Annotated in this window: 14 protein-coding genes; 7 read left to right on the forward strand and 7 right to left on the reverse strand. The window is 65.3% G+C overall.

The genetic code is table 11. The features are described from left to right. Positions 1-23: 23 nt before the first annotated feature. Together dnaJ and dnaK are read right to left on the reverse strand one after the other, a co-directional pair. Positions 24-1,154, reverse strand: a complete 1,131-nt coding sequence (gene dnaJ, locus FJ490_RS10215) for a molecular chaperone DnaJ (RefSeq protein ID WP_140491627.1) — start codon at positions 1,152-1,154, stop codon at positions 24-26. Positions 1,155-1,367: 213 nt separating this feature from the next. Further along, positions 1,368-3,284 (reverse strand): molecular chaperone DnaK, encoded by a 1,917-nt coding sequence (gene dnaK / locus FJ490_RS10220; RefSeq protein WP_140514198.1) that lies wholly within the window; start codon positions 3,282-3,284, stop codon positions 1,368-1,370. Positions 3,285-3,626: 342 nt separating this feature from the next. On the opposite strand from dnaK, the gene FJ490_RS10225 reads away from it, so the two are divergent. The 5 genes from FJ490_RS10225 to FJ490_RS10245 all read left to right on the forward strand — a co-directional run bounded on the left by FJ490_RS10225 (position 3,627) and on the right by FJ490_RS10245 (position 13,414). Continuing rightward, positions 3,627-5,855, forward strand: a complete 2,229-nt coding sequence (locus FJ490_RS10225; protein ID WP_140582730.1) for a hypothetical protein — start codon at positions 3,627-3,629, stop codon at positions 5,853-5,855. Between the two features lie 10 nt (positions 5,856-5,865). After that, positions 5,866-9,627 carry a hypothetical protein gene (locus FJ490_RS10230; RefSeq protein WP_140728770.1) on the forward strand — a complete coding sequence of 1,254 codons (3,762 nt, stop codon included), beginning with the start codon at positions 5,866-5,868 and terminating at the stop codon, positions 9,625-9,627. A 201-nt stretch (positions 9,628-9,828) separates the two neighbouring features. After that, positions 9,829-10,506 carry a ribulose-phosphate 3-epimerase gene (gene rpe, locus FJ490_RS10235; RefSeq protein ID WP_140514203.1) on the forward strand — a complete coding sequence of 226 codons (678 nt, stop codon included), beginning with the start codon at positions 9,829-9,831 and terminating at the stop codon, positions 10,504-10,506. A gap of 417 nt (positions 10,507-10,923) precedes the next feature. Further along, on the forward strand, positions 10,924-11,670 hold the full coding sequence (locus tag FJ490_RS10240; protein WP_140514205.1) for a GntR family transcriptional regulator: 747 nt from the start codon (positions 10,924-10,926) through the stop codon (positions 11,668-11,670). A gap of 214 nt (positions 11,671-11,884) precedes the next feature. Then, the gene (locus FJ490_RS10245; protein ID WP_140728771.1) at positions 11,885-13,414 is read left to right on the forward strand and encodes a malonyl-CoA synthase; all 1,530 of its coding nucleotides are present in this window, start codon (positions 11,885-11,887) and stop codon (positions 13,412-13,414) included. Between the two features lie 79 nt (positions 13,415-13,493). Here FJ490_RS10245 and FJ490_RS10250 read toward each other — a convergent pair whose 3' ends face one another. Genes FJ490_RS10250 through FJ490_RS10270 form a run of 5 tightly spaced genes read right to left on the reverse strand, consistent with a single transcriptional unit; the run spans position 13,494 to position 18,497 of the window. Next, positions 13,494-14,606, reverse strand: coding sequence for an NAD(P)/FAD-dependent oxidoreductase (locus FJ490_RS10250; RefSeq protein ID WP_140728772.1), 1,113 nt, complete (start codon positions 14,604-14,606; stop codon positions 13,494-13,496). Between the two features lie 9 nt (positions 14,607-14,615). Continuing rightward, the gene (nagA, locus tag FJ490_RS10255) at positions 14,616-15,794 is read right to left on the reverse strand and encodes an N-acetylglucosamine-6-phosphate deacetylase (RefSeq protein WP_140728773.1); all 1,179 of its coding nucleotides are present in this window, start codon (positions 15,792-15,794) and stop codon (positions 14,616-14,618) included. After that, positions 15,791-16,843, reverse strand: coding sequence for an SIS domain-containing protein (locus tag FJ490_RS10260; RefSeq protein ID WP_140491611.1), 1,053 nt, complete (start codon positions 16,841-16,843; stop codon positions 15,791-15,793). The genes nagA and FJ490_RS10260 overlap by 4 nt, the downstream gene beginning before the upstream one ends. Further along, entirely contained in the window at positions 16,840-17,622 is a 783-nt protein-coding gene (locus tag FJ490_RS10265; RefSeq protein ID WP_140491609.1) for a GntR family transcriptional regulator, read from the reverse strand. Before FJ490_RS10265 ends, FJ490_RS10260 begins: the two co-directional genes overlap by 4 nt. Further along, positions 17,619-18,497: an N-acetylglucosamine kinase gene (locus tag FJ490_RS10270; RefSeq protein WP_140728774.1), complete on the reverse strand. Its 879-nt coding sequence runs from the start codon at positions 18,495-18,497 to the stop codon at positions 17,619-17,621. The genes FJ490_RS10265 and FJ490_RS10270 overlap by 4 nt, the downstream gene beginning before the upstream one ends. A 200-nt stretch (positions 18,498-18,697) precedes the next feature. On the opposite strand from FJ490_RS10270, the gene FJ490_RS10275 reads away from it, so the two are divergent. Then, entirely contained in the window at positions 18,698-19,648 is a 951-nt protein-coding gene (locus FJ490_RS10275; RefSeq protein WP_140728775.1) for an N-acetylmuramic acid 6-phosphate etherase, read from the forward strand. Between the two features lie 117 nt (positions 19,649-19,765). Further along, positions 19,766-21,025, forward strand: a complete 1,260-nt coding sequence (locus FJ490_RS10280) for an ABC transporter substrate-binding protein (RefSeq protein WP_140491603.1) — start codon at positions 19,766-19,768, stop codon at positions 21,023-21,025. Positions 21,026-21,088: the final 63 nt, after the last annotated feature.

Raw genomic sequence — 21,088 nt, forward strand, 5'->3', positions numbered from 1 at the left:
GCCACACGCGCACAGGCCGTCGATCAACGCTCGCCGAACGACTCGAAAAAGTCCTTCATGCGGGCGAAAAAGCCGCTCGACTGGGGGGAATTGTCCTGTGAGGAGAGCTGTTCGAATTCCTCCAGCAGCTCGCGTTGGCGGCGCGACAGGTTCTGCGGCGTCTCGACCGCCGTCTGGATGTAGAGGTCGCCGACATTGGGCTGGCGCAGCACCGGCATGCCCTTGCCCTTGAGGCGGAACTGGCGTCCGTTCTGGGTGCCTTCCGGCACCTTCACCTTGGTCTGCGTTCCGTCCAGCGTCGTCACCTCGAACGAGCCGCCAAGGGCGGCAGTCGTCATCGAGATCGGCACCTTGCAGTAGAGGTCGGCGCCGTCGCGCTGGAAGAATTCGTGCGGCTTGACCGCGAGGAAGATGTAGAGGTCGCCCGACGGCCCGCCGCGCAAGCCGGCTTCGCCCTCATTGGCAAGCCGGATGCGGGTGCCGTCCTCGATGCCGGCTGGGATGTTGACCGACAGCGACCGCTCCTCGGTGACGCGGCCCTGGCCGGCGCATTTCGGGCACGGATCCTTGATCGTCTGGCCGCGGCCCTGGCATTGCGGGCAGGTGCGCTCGATGGAGAAGAAGCCTTGCGTGGCGCGCACCTTGCCGTGGCCGTTGCACATCGAGCACGTGACCGGCTGGGTTCCGGGCTTGGCGCCGGTTCCCGAGCATTCCGAACAGGAGATCGAGGCCGGCACGCGGATCTGCGCGGTCTTGCCGGCAAACGCCTCTTCCAGTGAGATTTCCATGTTGTAGCGCAGGTCGGCGCCGCGCTCGCGGCCGCCGGAAGAGCGGCGCTGGCGGCCACCCATCATGTCGCCGAAAATGTCCTCGAAAATGTCGGCGAAGCCGCCGGCGCCGAAGCCGTGTGCGCCGCCGTTCATGCCGCCCTGCTCGAAGGCCGCGTGACCGAAACGGTCATAGGCCGCGCGCTTCTGCGGATCCTTCAGCGTCTCGTAGGCTTCGTTGATTTCCTTGAACTTGTGCTCGCAGGCATGGTCGCCCGGATTGCGGTCGGGGTGGAACTGCATGGCGAGCTTGCGGAAAGCGCTCTTCAGTTCCTTGTCGTCGGCACCCTTGTGCACGCCCAGCGTTTCGTAGAAATCAGCTTTCATTTTTTCCCGCTGTCCGGATGCTCAACGTCTTCATGCAGTGTTGCGTCGTTTGCCGGCACGTTGCCACGATTTAGGATCGGCGCAGCCCGGATGCTAGGGCCGGTGCGGAGCTGTTCGTGCTTTTCGACGATTTTTTCCGCACTTTTTCTGCCAGGGTTGCAAAAAAGCCCGGCTTTGCGCCGGGCTTTCCGCTTTATCTTGCCGTCAGCCGGTTCAGGCCGACTTCTTCTTGTCGTCGTCCTCGTCGATTTCCTCGAAATCGGCATCGACCACATCCGAGTCCTTGGCGGCGTCCGCCTTGGCATCGGCTTCCGCCGCTTCCTTCTGCGAGGCCTCGTACATGGCCTGGCCGAGCTTCATCGAAGCCTCCGCGAGCGCTTGGCTCTTGGCTTCGATTTCCGCTGCGTCGTCACCCTCGGTAGCGGTCTTCAGCGCCGCGATCGCGTCCGATATCGCCGTGCGGTCGGCTTCCGAGACCTTGTCGCCATATTCCTTCAGCGACTTCTCCGAGGAATGCACCAGCGCCTCGGCCTGGTTGCGGGCCTCGACCAGCGCGCGCCGCTTCTTGTCGGCGTCGGCATTGGCTTCGGCATCCTTCACCATCTTCTCGATGTCGGCGTCCGAAAGGCCACCCGAGGCCTGGATGCGGATTTGGTGCTCCTTGCCGGTGCCCTTGTCCTTGGCCGAAACATTGACGATGCCGTTGGCGTCGATGTCGAAGGTGACCTCGATCTGCGGCACGCCGCGCGGGGCCGGCGGAATGCCGACCAGGTCGAACTGGCCGAGCGCCTTGTTGTCGGCGGCCATTTCGCGCTCGCCCTGGAAGACCCGGATGGTCACGGCCGACTGCGAATCCTCAGCCGTCGAGAACACCTGGCTCTTCTTCGTCGGGATCGTCGTGTTGCGCTCGATAAGCCGGGTGAACACGCCGCCCAGGGTCTCGATGCCGAGCGACAGCGGGGTCACGTCGAGCAGCAGCACGTCCTTGACATCGCCCTGCAGCACGCCGGCCTGGATGGCGGCGCCGAGTGCGACGACCTCATCGGGGTTGACGCCCTTGTGCGGCTCCTTGCCGAAGAACTGCTTCACGATCTCCTGGATCTTGGGCATGCGGGTCATGCCGCCGACCAGCACCACTTCGTCGATCTCGCCAGCCTTCAGGCCGGCATCCTTGAGCGCCGCCTTGCACGGATCGATGGTGCGCTGGACGAGGTCTTCGACCAGGCTTTCGAACTTGGCGCGCGTCAGCTTCAGCGTCAGGTGCTTGGGCCCGGTGGCGTCGGCGGTGATGAACGGCAGGTTGATCTCGGTCTGCGTCGTCGACGACAGCTCGATCTTGGCCTTCTCGGCAGCCTCCTTGAGGCGCTGCAAGGCAAGCTTGTCGTTCTTCAGGTCGATGCCCTGTTCCTTCTTGAACTCGGCCGCCAGATACTCGACGAGGCGCATGTCGAAATCCTCGCCGCCGAGGAAGGTGTCGCCATTGGTCGACTTCACCTCGAACACGCCGTCACCGATCTCGAGCACCGAAATGTCGAACGTGCCGCCGCCAAGGTCATAGACGGCGATGGTCTTGCCGTCCTTCTTGTCGAGGCCGTAGGCGAGGGCAGCCGCGGTCGGCTCGTTGATGATGCGCAGCACTTCGAGGCCGGCGATCTTGCCGGCGTCCTTGGTCGCCTGGCGCTGGGCGTCATTGAAATAGGCGGGAACGGTGATGACCGCCTTCTCGACCTTCTCGCCGAGATAGGCTTCCGCCGTTTCCTTCATCTTCTGCAGGATCATGGCCGAGATCTGGCTGGGCGACTGCTTCTTGCCGCCGGCCTCGACCCAGGCATCGCCATTGTCGCCCTTGACGATCTTGTAGGGGACAAGCTTCTTGTCCTTTTCCGTCACCGGATCGTCATAGCGGCGGCCGATCAGGCGCTTGACCGCGAAGATGGTGTTTTCAGGATTGGTGACCGCCTGGCGCTTGGCCGGCTGGCCGACGAGACGTTCGCCGTCGCCCGAGATGGCGACGATGGAAGGCGTCGTGCGCGCGCCTTCCGCATTCTCGATCACCTTCGGCTCCTTGCCGTCCATGATGGCGATGCAGGAGTTGGTGGTGCCGAGATCGATACCGATTACTTTTGCCATTTTTCTAGTCTCTCCGCTAAGCAGGCTCTCAGGACCCGTAAGGCGTTCCGACGAAAGCCCCTGTTCACAAGAAATCCCGTTCGGCAACCGCTGTTGCGGCGCTGGACGGCTTGGCGCGTATATAAGAACAGGCGGCATCGGGCGCAAGCATTCTGCGCAAGGCTTCCACCATCCTCGACAGCGGATGGCGAAACGGCCCGATTACGCCTGCGCCCGAGGCATCGCGTCCGCCCGCTTCGCGGCGTCTGAAAGAATAGCCGGGCCCCACAGTGAACCTTTCCGCCTCCGCGTGCGACTGACGCTCAGGCGCCGCATGATGCGGCCACGGGAAAGGGAGCCACCATGACCAGCACCCCAGGGACGCCATGGCCTCCCCGACCAACAGGAGCTCGGCGCGACCATCGTCTTCGCGACAGGGTCGATGCGCTTGGCTTTCCGCTGGTTCCGTTGACCCTGCACAGGAGCAGGCGTATCGTAATTATGAGGAAAGCAGACAATTCGATCGGGGACGAACGTGCTGGAACGCCGCGCCTTGCGCTGGTTTGCGCGGCAGGATCGGTTGGTTCTCCGTTAGACTTCGGGGGGAGTTCCATGTCTCGCGATCACCGCCGGTTCGCGCCCTCTCGTGCCGGCCGTTTGGGCGGCGTGGCGAAGGCCGCCAGCGCCTTTCTTGTCCTGGCGCTGACCGCCGGCCTATGGCTTGGCGGCCCCGCGCGGGCGCAGGAAACCCGGATCATCTATCCCGGCTCGATGGCGGTCACCGGATTTTCCGGCACCGTCATTCCCGATTTCGACTCTTCAGATTCCGAAAAGGGGGGCCTGCCGCCCGGCGTCGATCCGATTGACGAGACCTTCATCGACACGGCGCGCGCCACCTTGCGCGTTTTCGACGTTTCAAGCCTGGGCGGGCCGGCCTCCGGCCAGCTCGTCTACACGCCGCCGCCTTTCGAGGTGACATCAGGCCAGATCGGCCAGGTGTTCGGCCTCACTTATGATGACGGCATGCGCGATGGCGCCCCGTCAGGCGTTCCCAATCTCTATGCCGGCGCCACCTCGCTGCACGGCATCCGCATCGTCACGCCTGACGCCGACGATGACGGCCGTCCGGAGCGGCAGCACCGCGGCATGGCAGGCGCTGCCTTCATGGAGGGCCAGTTCGGCACCGAGAACGGCGGCCGGCCGGGCACCATCTGGAAGGTCGACGGCATCACCGGCCAGGTCGCCAAATTCGCCGACATCGACACCAACAGCGGGCCCGGCATCGGCAATCTCACCTTCGACCCCATCCACCGCCAAGTCTTCGCCTCCGACCTCGATACCGGTCTGATCCATCGCATCGACGCCAATGGCGCGCTGGTCGACACGTTCGACCATGGCGTCGCCGGGCGCCCGGCGCATGGCCTGGCTCCGGTCACCGACGATGGCGCCGTCATGGACATACAGGGCGCGGCCTTCGACACGGAAGACCCCGAGACCTGGGGCTACACCCAGGACGAGCGCCGTGTCTGGGCCGTCGCCTATCATGGCGGCCGGCTCTATTATTCCGTCGGCGAGAAGGCCGAGATCTGGTCGGTGGGCATTGCCCGCGACGGCCGCTTCGCCGGCGATCCCCGTTGGGAGCTGACGGTCAAGGCCGACAAGGACTACGCCGTCACCGACATCGCCTTCGACGATAGCGGCTTCATGTACCTGGCCCAGCGCGGCCCGGTCGAGAACCGCTACGACTACAGCCAGCTCGCCGATTCCGGCAAGGGCGAGGTCATCCGCTACTTCAGCGAAAACCCGGACGATCCGGCAACGGAATCGGTCTGGGTGGAAGCGCCGCAGGAATATGCCGTCGGCTTCCCGCAAGGTTTCAGGCAGTCGGCCGGCGGGCTGGACCTGCAATATGGCTACGACGCCGAGGGCGATCTCGACACGTCGGCCTGCACCCGGACGCTGGTCAACACCGGCGATAAATTGCGCGACAATCCGGCTCTTGCCGAGCGGCTCGCCGCTGGCGGGCCGCTCGCCGTGCATGGCGTGCAGATCACGCCCAGGGAGCTGGTCAAGCCGGCCAATGTGCCGCCTTTCGGCTCCCGGTTCGTCGACTTCGACGGCTATTTCGAGGACCCGGAAGTGGAAGGCCATGTCGGCGACGTCGCCGTCTGGCATCCCTGCGAGGGCCGCGCCGGCTATTATGAGGAAATCCCGGGCGGCTATCTGCCACCGTTCTATCCGCCGGACTTCCAACCGCCCGGCAACCTGCCCCCTTGTCTCGATGTCGACGATGTCAGGTATTTCTGCACACCGCGCGGGCTCGAGGCGGACCTTTATCTCCATGACCATGCCGGCCTCGGGGGCGATTCGATCAAAGCCCAATCCAGGACGCCAGGCGTCGGGGTGACCTCGCCCATGTCGCATGTGCCTGGCAAGCCATACACGATCGGCATCACCGGCCACGATCCGGGCGACACGGTCGATGTCGGACTCTGCTTCTACAGGAAGTCCGACAAGGACAAGGGCGGCTACTACCCTTGCTGCAAGATGACCTTGCCGCTCAGAACGCCAGCCGTCAGCTGCGACCGTTGAGGAGGGGACGATGAACAATCTCGCACTCTCCCCGCTGGGCGTCGCCGACAAATCAACCGTCATGAACACGAGGCGCCTGTCTTTTGCCAGGCGCGCTGCGCGCTGGCTGGTGGCGGCCGGTATCGCGGTCGCCATGCTGCCGGCGCTGCCGGCACTTGCCGAAGGCACGGCTCCGGCCAAGACCGTCCAGGCCGCCAGCCCGGATAAGGAATTCAAGCTCAACAATCCGCGCATCATCAATCCGGAGCCCGGACGAGCCGTGCCGTTCTTCACCAAGACCGGCGGCCAGCGAAGCTGCGACTATGTCTTCTACACTTTGAGCTTCGGCCTGCGCGGCGCACCGCAAGGCTTCGCCAGCCCGGGGTTTGCGGCTTCGCTGCAGACGGTCCGGCTCGACTTCAAGGACCAGCTCCCGCATGGCTTGCAGATCGTCAACATGCAGGTCTCCGGTGACGGCACCGATGCGTCCGGCGGACCTCTGCCTGGCGCCGTCATCAGCAATTCGGCCGGCCCCAACGACACGGCAACGGTTTCGGATTTCCGGATTTCCGCTTCCGACCTCGACGGCTCGGGCGCACCGGACGAACGCGTCATCACTTTCCGTATCACCGCCAGGATCGACCACGCGGCGTTCCCCGCGCCGGCGACGGTCGACAATCAGGGCCTGGTCAAAGTCACCGTCGGCACCGGCACGGGAACCATCATCCCGTCGCAGGATCCGGGCAAGCCGGACGACGGCAATTTTCTCACCGGCGAAAAAACCTCGATCCGGATCGACCTGACCAAGTGCAATCCGCCACCACCGCCGCCTCCGGGCAAGGAATGCTTCAAGGTGGAGCGCGGCACGGTCGACTGCGTGCCCGGCGGCGGCGCGTTCATCTACCATATGCCTGTCGGCCCCGAGATGGGCGGCAGGTGGGTGCAGCTTTCGACCGCCACGCCAGGCATCACCATCGTCCCCGACACACAGAAGGTGCCGGCCGGCGGCGGTGTGCTGAACTGGAAGATCGTCGGCGCCTCGCCCGGCGACGTCATCCACCTCGTCGTCACCGGCATCGAGACCTATGCCGGGCCGAAAGAGGGTTGGGGGCTCTGCTGCACGCAGACCAACGACATCGTCATCCCGCGCGACCAGAGATGTCCGCCCAAGGACAGGGAACCGGACCTGAAGGTCGAGAAACGCGCCGATGTCACGCGCTGCACGATGGGCGGCGGCTGCGACTTCAGCATCCGGGTCACCAATGTCGGCGACGCGCCCTACAACGGCAAGATCGTGCTCGACGAGGTGACGCTGCCGGCGGGCTCGACGCTCGATTCGGGACCCAATCCGCCCTGGACCTGTGTGCCCGGCGCCACCCCGATGACGTGCACCCATCCGGTGACCACGCTCAATCCGGGGGCTTTCATCGACCTGGAGTTCGGCTTCAAGCCGGCTGGCGGCTGGCAAGGCAGCAGCTTGCGCAACTGTGCCACCTATAACTATGCCGCCAGCGGCAAGCCGCTGTTCGGCAGCCAGGCCAACGACCGTGGCTGCGCCTCGATCCCGATCTGCCGGCGTGGCGATCGCGATCGCGACTGCCGGCCGCCGGTCGAGAAGAAGGCCGACCTGATCCTGAAAAAGCGTACCCGCGCGGAAGCCTGCACCGCCGATGGCGTGTGCAGCTTCGTCATCGACATCATCAACAACGGCACCTCGACCTATAACGGGCCGCTGACCGTGGTCGACACCTATCCCAGCGGCGCGCCGGCCTCCTCGACCTTTGGCCCGAGCCCACCCTGGACATGCGGTCCGAACGGGCCCGGCCAGTTCCGTTGCGACAATGCCGGCATCTCGCTGCCGCCGGGCGCTTTGACGGCGATCGTCGTCAAGGCGGTGGTGCCGGCCGGCTACCGGTCGGACACGGTCGAGAATTGCGCCGAGGTGAAACCGATCCCCGGCGAAACCGACCTCACCAATAACCGGGCCTGCGCCATGCAACGCATTCCTCGTCCCAATGGCGGCCAGCCTGTCCTGCGTATCACCAAGACATGCGGCGGTTCGCTGGCGGGTGCCGCTTTCGTCTCCTGCCGCATCACCGTCAGCAATGCCGGCACGGCTGCCCCCACCGGTCCGGTGCGGGTCAACGATGCCGCCGCTTTGGTGTCGGGCGGCGCGCCCGTCCAGATCCAGACCGTCACATCAGACGGCGCGGAATGGGCGTGCGGACCGGTTCCGGCCGACACGCTGGCGTGCCAGATTCCAGGCGCCGTCATGACACCCGGAACCAGCAGGCACTTCGACGTGACGGTTTCGGCCAACGGCGAGTTCGAGAATTGCGCGCGGGGCTCCTACGGCCCGGCGCAGGGCGAGGACGTCGTCCATCCGGTCGGCCGGGCCTGCGCCAAGGGCGGCGGGGTCTCGTCCATCCGCGTCGAGAAGACCGGCGACCGCGAGTGCCGGCCCGGAGAACCCTGCTCGTTCGAGATCACCATCACCAACGACGGCCCGGCGGAATTTTCCGGCCCTGTCCGCATCGGCGATGCGATCGGCGTCGAAGGCCTCGGCCGGCTGGAAGGCGTCGCGATCACCTCGATCGAGCCGGCCTTCGGCTGCTCGCCGGAACCGGCGGCCTTGCCTGCGTCCTGCATCGCAGACCTGACGCTTGGCGCTGGCGAAAGCCGCGTCCACCACGTCACCGTGGTCATCCCCGACGACGGCCGCCTGGCCAATCTGCAAGGCAGCGTCAACGGCCAGAACTGCGTCGGCGTGCTCTCTCCCGACACGCGGGTGCAGGGCGGCGGAGATGTGCTTTCCCGCGACCAGGCCAATACCCAGGGCAATCGCGACAAGGCCTATGCCTGCCATCCCTTCGCCATCGGGCATGAGACGAAGAAGGAATGCTCGGCAGGCTTCGTCATGAACGACGCCGGCCGGTGCGTCTGCCCGCAAGGCACCACCTATCGCAACGGCCAGTGCTCGTCCGGCGGCGTCATCATCCCGCCGAAGGAGCCAAAGCGTTGCGTGCTGCTCAAGGGCCAGGTCCGCACAGAGGACGGACGCTGCGTCTGTCCGCGCGGGACCGAGTTGGAGAATGGCGCCTGCGTCACGATATCCAGGCCGGGCTGCGCGATACCGGGCTCGGTGCCGACATCGAACGGCCATGGCTGCACCTGTCCCAGGGGCACGCATCTCGACCGGGATGCCAACGCCTGCGTACGCGACAGGCCGAAGCCTGAGCAGTGCACCATCCGTGGCCAGGTCCACGGCGCGGAAGGCGAATGCGTCTGCCCACGAGGGACCGAACTGCGCAAGGGAGCCTGCCGGGCTCTCCAGCCGGAGCCTGAGCAATGCACCATCCGCGGCCAGGTCCACGACGCCAATGGCGACTGCGTCTGCCCGAGGGGGACCGAGCTGCGCAATGGAGTGTGCCGGCGCAAGCAGCCCGATGTGGAGCAGTGCGACATTCGCGGCCAGATCCACAACAAGCGCGGCGAGTGCGTCTGTCCGCGTGGAACCCAGGTGATCGACGGCGCATGCCGCCGGTCCAGGCAAGAGAGCGAATGCGCGCCGGGCTCGCAAATGGTCAACGGCCAGTGCCAGCCGATCTTCAGGCGGCGTTGCCCGGAAGGCATGATCGGCCGTTATCCGAACTGCAGGCCGGTGCGCGGGCTGCCCTCGCTGGAACTCAACCCGGGACTGCTGCTGCAGCAGGTTCTGCCACGGCGCAGGCCGCAGTCCGAACAGCGGCAGGATACGGCTCCAAACAGAATCCTGGATCTCCAGCAGCAGTAACCATCGCCTGAAGGCACATCGGAAACCCCGCCGGAGCAATCCGGCGGGGTTCTTCGTGGCCGGGCAGGCTGAAGCTGCAACACGAAGAGGACGCCGCACTACCCCAGCTGTGGAACCGCCAAGCTCGCACCCTCGACAAGTCAGCGGCTGCGCTTTAGGCAGTGATCAGATGAAAAAGGCGCTCGGAAAGGCCCCGTCATCATGACGAAAAAAACCTTGATCGCACCTTCGGTGCTGGCTTCAGACTTTTCGAAGCTGGGCGACGAGGTCGAAGCCGTCACGGCAGCCGGCGCCGACTGGATCCATCTCGATGTGATGGACGGCCATTTCGTCCCCAACATCACCTTCGGCCCGCCGGTGATCAAGGCGATCCGCAATCGCACCAAGGCTTTCTTCGACTGCCATTTGATGATTGCGCCGGCCGATCCCTATCTGGCCGCCTTCGCCGAGGCCGGTTGCGACGGCATGACGGTGCATGCCGAGGCCGGGCCGCATCTCGACCGCTCGTTGCAGACGATCAGGAATCTCGGCAAGAAGGCCGGCGTTTCGCTCAATCCGGCAACGCCGGAAAGTGCGATCGAATACGTGCTCGACAGGCTCGACCTGATCCTGATCATGACCGTCAACCCGGGTTTCGGGGGCCAGGCCTTCATTCCGGCAATCGTCGACAAGGTGAGGCGGGTCAAGGCGCTGATCGGCGGCCGGCCGATCCGCATCGAGATCGACGGCGGCGTGTCGCCCGAAACCGCGCCGCTGGTGACCGCCGCCGGCGCCGATGTGCTGGTGGCCGGCGCCGCCATCTTCAAGGGCGGCAGCGTGGAAGCGTACCGGGCAAATATCGGGGCGATCAGGACGGCGGCCGACAAGGCAGCCGGCTAAAAGCACCGCACAAGGAACCGATGGAGGCCAGGATCTCCCCACGTGGTCAACCCCGGGGGCCTGCACTGCGCGCTTCGCTGCGGCTGGCCCCGCGACAAAAGCCATGGGCAGGATAAAAGGCCTGATTCGGTCCCACTGTTCGGTGTCTTTTGCGCGCGACAGAAAAGAGGTTCGCGCGGAGGCACGGAAGAACAGGTGATCCTGCATATAAACACGTTAAATTTCCGCCGGTTGTAGCCGAACACGATTTCGTTCGACCAGATATAGGATCGTGCATATTTCTTTGTTCTAAAGTACAATGACGCGATCTCCCGCTTGAGCGCGTCGAGGCGCGCGCGGTAGGGTACGTGTACGGAAAGGGAACTGTTTCTCGGACTCGAATTGCCCAGGACCAGATTTGGGGACAAGGAGCCGATTTTGACATACGCAGCTGCCAATCTGAATGACGACGGCACAGGCTCGAAGAGTACGCTCGCCAGCACTGTCTATCATCAACTCCGTGCCGATCTTCTGCGGGGCGCCTTTGAAACCGAGAGCAAGCTGCGGGTTGAGTGGGTTGTTTCCAAATATGGCGCCGGCGCTTCCCCGGTTCGTGAGGCTCTCAATCGCCTGGCCTCGGAAGGGCTTCTCGGTCGGCATGACCAGCGAGGCTTCTTCATCATGCCGGTCAGCGCTGCAGAGCTCGAGGAATTGACGCGTACCCGTTGCTGGCTCGAGGAACGGGCGCTTCGCGAATCCATCGCCCACCGCACCGCCGAATGGGAAGAACAGCTGGTTCTGGCGTTGCATCGGTTGGGGCGCACCTCACGTCTCATGCCAACGGATCTGTCGTCGCTCAATCCGGACTGGGAGAGACTGCACCGCACTTTCCACCGTGCGCTGATCTCGGCCTGCCGGTCGCGATGGCTAGTGGGGTTTTGCGACCAGCTTTCCGATCACGCCTACCGCTACCGCCGAATGGCCAGTAACGGCGAAGGCATCCAGCGCGACGATTTTGCGGAGCACCGCCTGATCGCGGAAAATGCGCTGGACGGTAATGCCGACGCCGCGGTCGAAGCCCTGCTCAATCACTATCGCCTGACGGCAGCCATGTGCATGGAGCGCTTCAAGCAGGTCGAAGCATCAGAGCCGGCCAGCGCCAGGGCCGAGCGCACCCCACGGTAGCGCCGCATCGCGCCCCAAGCCTTTGCCCCCCACCGCCGAGGCCTTCCGCTTTTCGCCGGCGACATGATCATGGCGGCCGCGTGGAGCCGCCCTTGCGGGCTTGACGGGTCGGCAAGAACCACCAACAGTCTGGCGCCGTGCAAGCGGCCGAACCGGAAGACAGGCCCGGCTCCGTCGGATGCATGCCTTTGGCCGCCAGACGCAGGAAGACCTCATGAGCAATCATCTGTTCGACATTTTCCGGTCCCGGATGCCGAAGCCCGGACGCCTGTTGATGCGAACGGATGACGGCCGCGTGCTGACCTATGGCGACATGCTGGCGCGCTCGGCGCAACTGGCGCACGCGCTTTTGCAACTTGGCGTCGAGCCCGGCGACCGGGTCGCGGTGCAGGTCGAGAAGAGCCCGGAAGCTATGCTGCTGTACCTCGCCTGCCTGCGTGCCGGCGCCGTCTTCCTGCCGCTCAACACCGCCTATACGCTGGCCGAACTCGCCTATTTCTTCGGCGACGCCGAGCCCCGGCTGGTCGTCTGCGATCCGGCACGGGCAGCCGACATCGAAGCCCTGGCGCAAAAATGCGGAGCCCTTGCCGTCACCCTCGACGGCAAGGGCGAAGGATCGCTGGCGGACCAGGCGTCGCGGCAATCGCCCGACTTCCACGACGTCGCGCGCGGTCCCGACGATCTTGCGGCGATCCTCTACACGTCGGGAACGACCGGCCGCTCGAAAGGGGCCATGCTCAGCCACGAGAACCTCGCCTCGAATGCGCGCGTGCTGGTCGACTATTGGCGCTTCAGATCAGACGATGTGCTGATCCACGCGCTGCCCATCTTCCACACCCATGGGCTGTTCGTCGCCACCAACGTCATCCTGATGGCCGGCGCCTCGATGCTGTTCGAGCAGAAATTCGACGCAGGGCGCGTCGTCGCGCTCTTGCCGGACGCCACGGCGCTGATGGGCGTGCCGACCTTCTATGTCCGGCTCTTGCAGCAGGACGGGCTGACCCGCGAGGCGGCAAGAAACATCCGCCTGTTCGTTTCCGGCTCGGCGCCGCTGCTGGCCGAGACGCACAGGGCCTGGCGCGAGCGCACAGGCCACGCCATTCTCGAGCGCTACGGCATGACCGAGACCAACATGAACACCTCGAACCCCTATGATGGCGAGCGCCGCGCCGGCACCGTCGGCTTTCCCTTGCCCGGCGTGTCGTTGCGCATCGCCGACCCCGACACTGGCAGGCCGCTTGCCCAAAGCGAGGTCGGCATGATCGAGGTCAAGGGGCCGAATGTCTTCTCCGGCTACTGGCGCATGCCGGAAAAGACCAAAGCGGAATTCCGCGCCGACGGCTTCTTCATCACGGGCGATCTCGGCATGATCGACCCCGACGGTTATGTCCACATCGTCGGCCGCGGCAAGGACCTGATCATCTCGGGCGGCTACAACATCTATCCCAAGGAGCTCGAGAGCGAGATCGACGCGCTTGACGGCGTCCTGGAAAGTGCCGTCATCGGCGTTGCCCATCCCGATTTCGGCGAAGGCGTAACGGCCGTCGTGGTTCGCTCGCCGGCTTCGACCGTCACCGCTGCCGAGATACTCAATGCCATTGCCGCGCGCGTGGCGAAATACAAGCATCCCAAGCGCGTGGTCTTCGTCGACGAATTGCCGCGCAACACCATGGGCAAGGTGCAAAAGAATCTGCTGCGCGATACCTACAAGGATCTTTTTTCCATAAGCAGTCCCGCCAGCTAAGTCGATCCAGGCAAGGATACCTCATCCCGCTTGTTTGGACGGGGAGCATCGCGAACAGTTTCGTGCGATCGCCTGGGCACTATCGGGGGAACAAGAGACCGACGACATGCTCGGCCAGCGCCAGGCTTGCCGTCAGGCCCGGGCTCTCTATGCCGAACAGGTTGACGATCCGGCCCGCGCCGTGGTCGGCCGGACCCTGCACCATGAAGTCGGCCGCCGGCTGGTTCGGGCCCGATAGTTTCGACCTGATCCCGGCATAGGCCGGCAGCAGGGCGCCGTCCCTCAGATCCGGCCAATAGCGCCGGATCTCGTCATAGAAGACCGCGCTGCGGCCGGGATCCACCGTATAGTCCGCCTGGCCGATCCATTCGACGTCTGGGCCGAAGCGCGCGCTGCCACCAAGATCGAGGGTCAGATGCACGCCCAGGCCGCCATTGACCGGCACTGGATAGATCAGCCGCGAGAATGGCGAGCGGCCCGAAAGCGAAAAGTAGTTGCCGCGCGCCAGCCAGAGCGGCGGCACGAGCTCTTGCGGGAACCCTTCGATGCGGCCGGCCAGCGCCTGCGCGTCGAGCCCTGCGGCGTTGACGAAAGCGCCGGCTTTCAACGCGAACGTCTCGCCGTCGCCATCGCGCGTGGTGATACGAATCCCGTCGGCCTCGACCGTCGCCGCTGCGACGGCGGTCAGGAAGGCGAACGACGCACCGGCCGCCTCCGCGTCGCCGCGCAGCGACAGCATCAGCCCCTGGCTGTCGACGATGCCCGTCGACGGCGACAGCAGCGCCCCGGCGCAGCTCAGCGCCGGTTCGAGGCTTTCTGCTTGCGCGGCGGTCAGCAAGTCGAGGTCGTCGACGCCGCATTGTTCCGCATTGGCCCGGATTGCATTGAGCCGAGGCAGCTGGCCCGGTCCGACGGCGACGATCAGCTTGCCGGTGCGTCGATGGCCGATGCCACGCTCGCGGCAATAGGCATAGAGCCGTTCGCGTCCTTCGACGCAGAAACGCGTCTTCAGGCTTCCGGGCGCGTAATAGAGCCCGGCATGAACGACTTCCGAATTGCGCGAGCTGGTGACGGTGCCGATCGAGGCGGCCTTTTCGATAACCAGCACTTCGCGGCCCGACAAGGCGAGCGCCCTGGCAATGGCGAGCCCGACGACGCCGGCTCCGGCGACGACGCAATCGACGTCAGCCATGGCCGGCTTTCACCGTTGCCCGCCGGCGCTGGTCGAAAAAACCCTGTCGCCGCCGATCCAGACGGTTTTGATGTCGAGATCGTTCGAAAGCGAAACGATGTCGGCGGCGGCGCCCTTGGCGAAGCGGCCGAGCCGGTGCGATTGGCCGATCGCCTGCGCCGGATAAAGAGAGGCCATGCGCAAGGCCTCGGAAAGCTCCACGCCCACGCTGCGGTGAGTGAAGCGCACAGCCGAGATCATGTCGAGATCCGCGCCGGCCAGCGTTCCATCGGCAAGCCGCAGGCTGCCGTCCTTGCGGTAGATGGTGCGGCCGTTGAGCGTGAAGGAGGTCATGTCGGTGCCGATCGTCGCCATGGCGTCGGTGACCAGCACGATCCTGCCCGGCCCCTCTTTGGCCCGCAGCGCTATTGCGATGGTGGCGGGATCGACATGGATGCCGTCGGCGATCAGTCCCGCGGACAGGCCGCCGATGTCGATGGCGGCGCCCGCCAGTCCCGGCTCCCGGTTGCCGATCTGGCTCATGGCATTGAACAGATGCGTGACCACGCTGGCGCCGGCCTCGGCGAAGGCTTTTGCCGTGGCGTAGCCGGTGTCGGAATGGCCGAGGCTGACGATGATGCCAGCCTTGGCCAAGGCGGCCACACGGGCCGCCTCGACGGATTCGGGTGCGATCGTGGTGAGCAGCACCGGGAGCTTGCCTCGCGCCGCGATCAGCATCGCCTCGTCCTTGTCCGTCATCGGCCGGATCAGCGCCGGGTCATGCGCACCCTTGCGGGCGATCGACAGATGCGGACCTTCCAGATGCAGCCCGAGAAACCCCGGCACTTTCCGCAGTGCCGACGCCTCGCCGGCGGCGATCGCCGCGGCGGTGATATCAGCCGTATCGGTGATCAGCGTCGGCAGCAGTGCGGTGGTGCCGAACGGCGCATGCGCCCGGCAGATGGTCTCGATCGAGGCGACATCGGGATGATCGTTGAGCATGACGCCGCCGCCGCCATTGACCTGGATGTCGACGAAGCCCGGCGCCAGCATGCCGCCGCCGGTGTCGACGCGGCGCATATCCGCGGCAAGCGCGCCGGTGGGCAGGATGGCCTCGATCAGACCGTCGCGCACGACGAGGGCATGACCGTCATGCCAGTCGTCGCCGTCGAAGATACGGGCGCCAGTCAGGGCGAAACGGTCGCTCATACGGTCTCCGTCACCTTGCGAAGGTTGCGCGGCGTATCCGGGTCGAGGCCGCGGTGGCGCGCAAGGGCCTCGACGAACACGTAGAAGGACACGATCAGCGTCAGCGGATCGGTCAGTGGATGGCCGGTGGCGACATGCGGCAGGCGTGTGGCCTTGTTCGCCAGCATCGAGGTGACGAAGACCGGCGCCCCCTTGGCCGCCAGGCTGTCGGCGGCTTCGGCCACGGACGGTTCGGATGCGTCGCGCGCGGCCAGGGCCAGCACCGGAAAATCGGGGCCGATCAGCGCCAGCGGGCCATGCATGACTTCGGCAGCACTGTAGGCCTCGGCATGCATGCCGCAGGTTTCCTTGAATTTCAGCGCCGCTTCGTTGGCCATCGCCGCGGATGGGCCGCGGCCGAGGATGAACAGCGACTTCTGCTTTTCGATCGTTTCGACGAGCACGCTCATCCAGTCACAGGCGATCGCCTTGCCGAAATGCTCGGGCAAGCGGGCAAGCGCCTTGAGAAGCGCTTCGTCGCCGGTGGAATGCGCCATCAGAGCAAGGCCGGCGACAGCGGAATTGACGAAGGTCTTGGTCGCCGCGACGCTGCGCTCGGGCCCGGCCAGGATGTCGATCGCATGGTCCGAGGCGCGCGCCAGCGGTGAATCGGCGGTGTTGGTGACGGCGATGGTCAGCGCGCCACCTGCCCGTGCGGTTTCGGCCATGGCGACGATGTCGGGGCTCTTGCCCGACTGCGAGATGGCCAGGCAGGCGGAGCCGCCGAGCCTGAGCTTGCGGCCATAGATCGAAGCGATGGAAGGCCCGACCGAAGCCACCGCAAGACCGGCGGTGAGTTCGACCGCGTATTTCATGAAAGTAGCGGCATGGTCGGACGAGCCGCGCGCCACGGTGACGACGAAATGCGGGTCGCGCTCGCGAATGCCGCGGCCGGCCTCGGAAAGTACGGCACCGGAACCGTCGAGCAGGCGGGCGACGGCTTGCGGGATCTCCTCGATCTCGCGCCGCATATGGGTCGGCTCCGTCGATTTGTTCGGCTCGGTCGTCATGGTCGGCCCTCTTCGCTCGGCCCTGTCAGCCGCAGTTCGGCGACGAAATCATAGGCGTCGCCCCTGTAGATGGAGCGGGTGAACTCGATCACCTTGCCGCTCGCCAGATAGGAAATACGCTCGATGTGCAGGCCGGCAATGCCCGGCGGCACTTCGAGCAGGCGCGCGTCGCCGTCGCCGAGATTGGCGGCCGAGATGCGCTGCACCGCGCGCACCGGCCTGTTGCCGGTCAATTCCAGGGCTGCGTAGAGCGAGGAGCCAATTCCAGCGGGGTCCGGCAGCACGCTGGCCGACAGCGAGGCGCGCTCGATCGCCAGCGGCGTGTCGTTGGCTATGCGCAGGCGCGCCACGCGCGCCACCAATTCGTTCGACGACAGGCCAAGCACCATCATCTCGTCGGGCGAGGGCGCGTAAAGGCCGCGGTCGAGCCAGGCCGAGCGCACAACCATGCCGCGCCGCGCCATGTCCTCGGTGAAGGAGGTCAGCCGCGACAGCGACTGCTCGACCCGCTCCATGCGCGGCGCCACGAAGGTGCCGGAGCCGTGGCGCTGGACCAGGATGCCGCCCTTGACGAGGTCCTGCACCGCCTTACGCACGGTGACACGCGAAATATCGGCCTTGATGGCGATGTCGCGCTCGGAAGGCAGCGCGTCGCCGGGCCCGATCAGGCCGCGATTGACGGCATCCTCAATGCTTTTGCGCAGTTGTAGGTAGAGCGGCGCACCGCTTTGCGAGGACTGTTTCAGCGCGGCGAAGATCTGGTCGGCGGCGTCGCTCATCGAGCCGCTCCCCTCGGCGCGAACAGGCGGACCGCCATCTGCACGGCGCCGCCGAGCGCATCGTCGAGCGGCTCCCGAAGCAGCGCCCGGTAGCGTGCAGACAGGCGCGGCGCGTAGAGCGGCGCCAGCCCGCCGAGCAGGCAGAGCGGCGCGTCGTCCGCCAATTCCAGCGCGCCGAGCGAGGCCTCGACATCGGCGACTGCCTTGTCGAGGATCCAGTTGGCGACCGCGTCGCCTTTTTCGGCATGTTCGAACACTTTGGGGGCGAAGCCGCCGAAATCGCCGGGCTTGGCATTGGTGGTGAATTCGACCACATCCTCCGGATTGTCGCGGAACACGGCCATCATGCTATCGGTCAGCGGCGTGCGCGCGCGCACGCCATCATGGGCAAGCAGGGTCTGTTCGAGCAGGTCGCGGCCGATGCGGGCGCCGCTGCCCTGGTCGCCGACCTGGAAGCCCCAGCCGCCGATGGCACGCGACTTGCCGTTCTTGCGCGCCATATAGGCGGTGCCGGTGCCGAGGATCGCCATGGCGCCGTCGCCGGAACCGACCGCGCCTTCCAGCGCGATTTCGGCATCGGTTTCGACGCGGCTGGTGCTGAACGGCAGGATCGCCTCGAGCTGCTGCCGGTAGGTGCCGACATTGGCGCCGGCGAGGCCGAGAATGGCCGGTGTTTGCGGGATCAGGTCCGAATCCTGGCCAGCCGCGACAAAGGCTTGCCGCGCCGCCTCGACGATGTTCGACCGGGCGCCGGTCAGGTCGGTGCGGATGTTGGCGGCGCCGCTTTTGGCGCGGCCGAGCACCGTGCCGTCCGCCATTGCCAGGGCCGCCCTGCAGCTGGTGCCGCCGCCATCGATGCCAAGCACGAATTTCACGTGATTTCTCCTCCAGGCCGATAATACCAATAAAATACCAATAGCCAAGGGTTAATTTCCGCTGCAAAAAAGATTAGAGCGTATTTCACTGAAAAACTTGGCCATTTACCTGCGCCAGCGATTTCGGTGCGGCGAATTCGTTAATGCGTGTGGACAAGTGGTATTTTTTTGGTATTGTTTTCCGAATTGGAGGAATTGGGATGGCCGAAACGCGCACCGAAGCGCTGCACAGGAATGCTGAGGGGCTGGATATCCAGGCTCCCGAAGCGATCCTTGCTTCGCTGGCCGATGCGCAGGTCGAGGCGGCGAAGATTGTGCGCAACGCCATTCCCTCCATCGCCGAAGCGGCCGAGATCATCACCGGTAGCCTGAAGGGCGGCGGCAAGCTCGCCTATGCCGCGGCCGGCAGCTCCGGCCTGATGGCGCTTGCCGATGCGCTGGAACTGCCTGGCACCTTCGGCATCCGTCGCGACCGCATCGCCATCCTGATCGCCGGCGGCGATGAGGCCTTCAGAACGCTGGCCGGCGGCCCCGAAGACGATAAAGAGGAGGCCGCGACAGCGGTCGCCAACGCCGGCATTGGCAAGGGCGACTGCCTGATCGCAATCTCGGCCAGTGGTACGACGCCCTATGCACTGCGGGCGATCGAGGAAGCCGCCCGTCGCGGTGCGGCCACCATCGGCATCGCCAACAACCGGGACTCGGCTCTGCTGCGTCTGTCTGGAACCGCCATCCTGCTCGAAACGCCGCCGGAAGTGATCGCCGGCTCGACGCGCATGGGCGCCGGCACGGCCCAGAAGATAGCCCTCAATATGCTGTCGACGCTCGCCGCTATCCATCTCGGCCATGTCCATGACGGCTACATGGTCAATCTCATGGCCGACAACAGCAAGCTGCGCGACCGCGCGGCGCGGATCGTCGCGGCCATCAGCGGCGGCAGCCGCGACGACGCGGCCCGTTTGCTCGAAAAGAGCGGCGGTGCGGTCAAGACCGCCATTCTGCTTGCCGCCGGCGCCGACAGCGCCGACACGGCGCAGCAGATACTGGAAGAGGCCGGCCAGAAGCTGCGGCCGGCCCTTTCCGCGCTGGGGCATGATCCCGAAAAGTGGAGACCGCTTCTCGGAAAAGATCATGCTCGAACAAAGAAATAGAGCCTGTTTCATCCCGGTGTCCATCGGGGTGAAGCAGGCTTGCGAGGGGAGCAAGGGGCGCAACGCCTCTGTTCTCATCAAAACCGAACCTGAAAAAGGTCAACAGGGAGACTGAGCATGACAACGAAACTACTGACGGCACTGCTTCTGGGCACCAGCATTCTCGGCTCCGCCGGGGTGGCTTACGCCGAGGACGTAACGCTCAACATCGAAAGCTGGCGCGGCGACGACCTTGCCATCTGGAAGGACAAGCTGATCCCGGCTTTCGAAGCCAAGAACCCCGGCATCAAGGTGGTGTTCGCGCCCTCGGCGCCGACCGAATATGACGCGGCTCTCGGCGCCAAGCTCGCCGCCGGTTCGGCGGGCGACCTGATCACCTGCCGCCCGTTCGACAAGTCGCTCGAGCTGTTCAAGAAGGGCAATCTCGCGGACCTCTCCTCGCTGCCGGGCATGGACAACTTCTCGCCGGTGGCCAAGTCCGCCTGGCAGACCGACGACGGCAAGGCGACCTTCTGCGTGCCGATGGCGTCGGTCATCCATGGCTTCATCTACAACAAGGACGCCTTCGACAAGCTCGGCATCAAGGTGCCGGAGACCCGTGACGAGTTCTTCGCCGCGCTCGACAAGATCAAGGCCGACGGCACTTACATCCCGATGGCGATGGGCACCAAGGATCTCTGGGAAGCCGCGACCATGGGCTACCAGAACATCGGCCCCAACTACTGGAAGGGCGAGGAAGGCCGTGCGGCCCTCATCAAGGGCGAGCAGAAGCTGACCGACAAGGACTGGGTCGCGCCCTATGAGGAACTGGCCAAGTGGAAGCCCTATCTCGGCGACGGCTTCGAGGCGCAGACCTATCCGGACAGCCAGAACCTGTTCACGCTCGGCCGCGCCGCCATCTACCCGGCCGGCTCGTGGGAAATCGGCCTGTTCAACACTCAGGCCCAGTTCAAGATGGGTGCCTTCCCGCCGCCGGTCGAGAAGGCCGGCGATACCTGCTACATCTCCGACCATACCGATATCGGCATGGGCCTGAATGCGGGCTCCAAGCATGCGGATGCGGCCAAGACCTTCTTGTCCTGGGTGGCCTCGCCGGATTTCGCCACCATCTACGCCAACGCGCTGCCGGGCTTCTTCAGCCTGAACTCCTCGCCGGTGAAGATGGAAGACCCGCTGGCGCAGGAATTCGTCTCCTGGCGCGGCAAGTGCAAGTCGACGATTCGCTCGACCTACCAGATCCTGTCGCGCGGCACGCCGAACCTCGAGAACGAGACCTGGGTCGAATCGGCCAATGTCATCAACGGCACCGATACGCCGGAAGCCGCTGCCAAGAAGCTGCAGGACGGCCTCGACAGTTGGTACAAGCCCGCCAAGTAAGGCTCGGGCAATGAGCTGGGCCGTTCCAAGTGGACGGCCCAGCGTTTTTCGATAGCATCGACT

Source organism: Mesorhizobium sp. B2-5-11 (assembly GCF_006440835.1).
GTDB lineage: Bacteria > Pseudomonadota > Alphaproteobacteria > Rhizobiales > Rhizobiaceae > Mesorhizobium.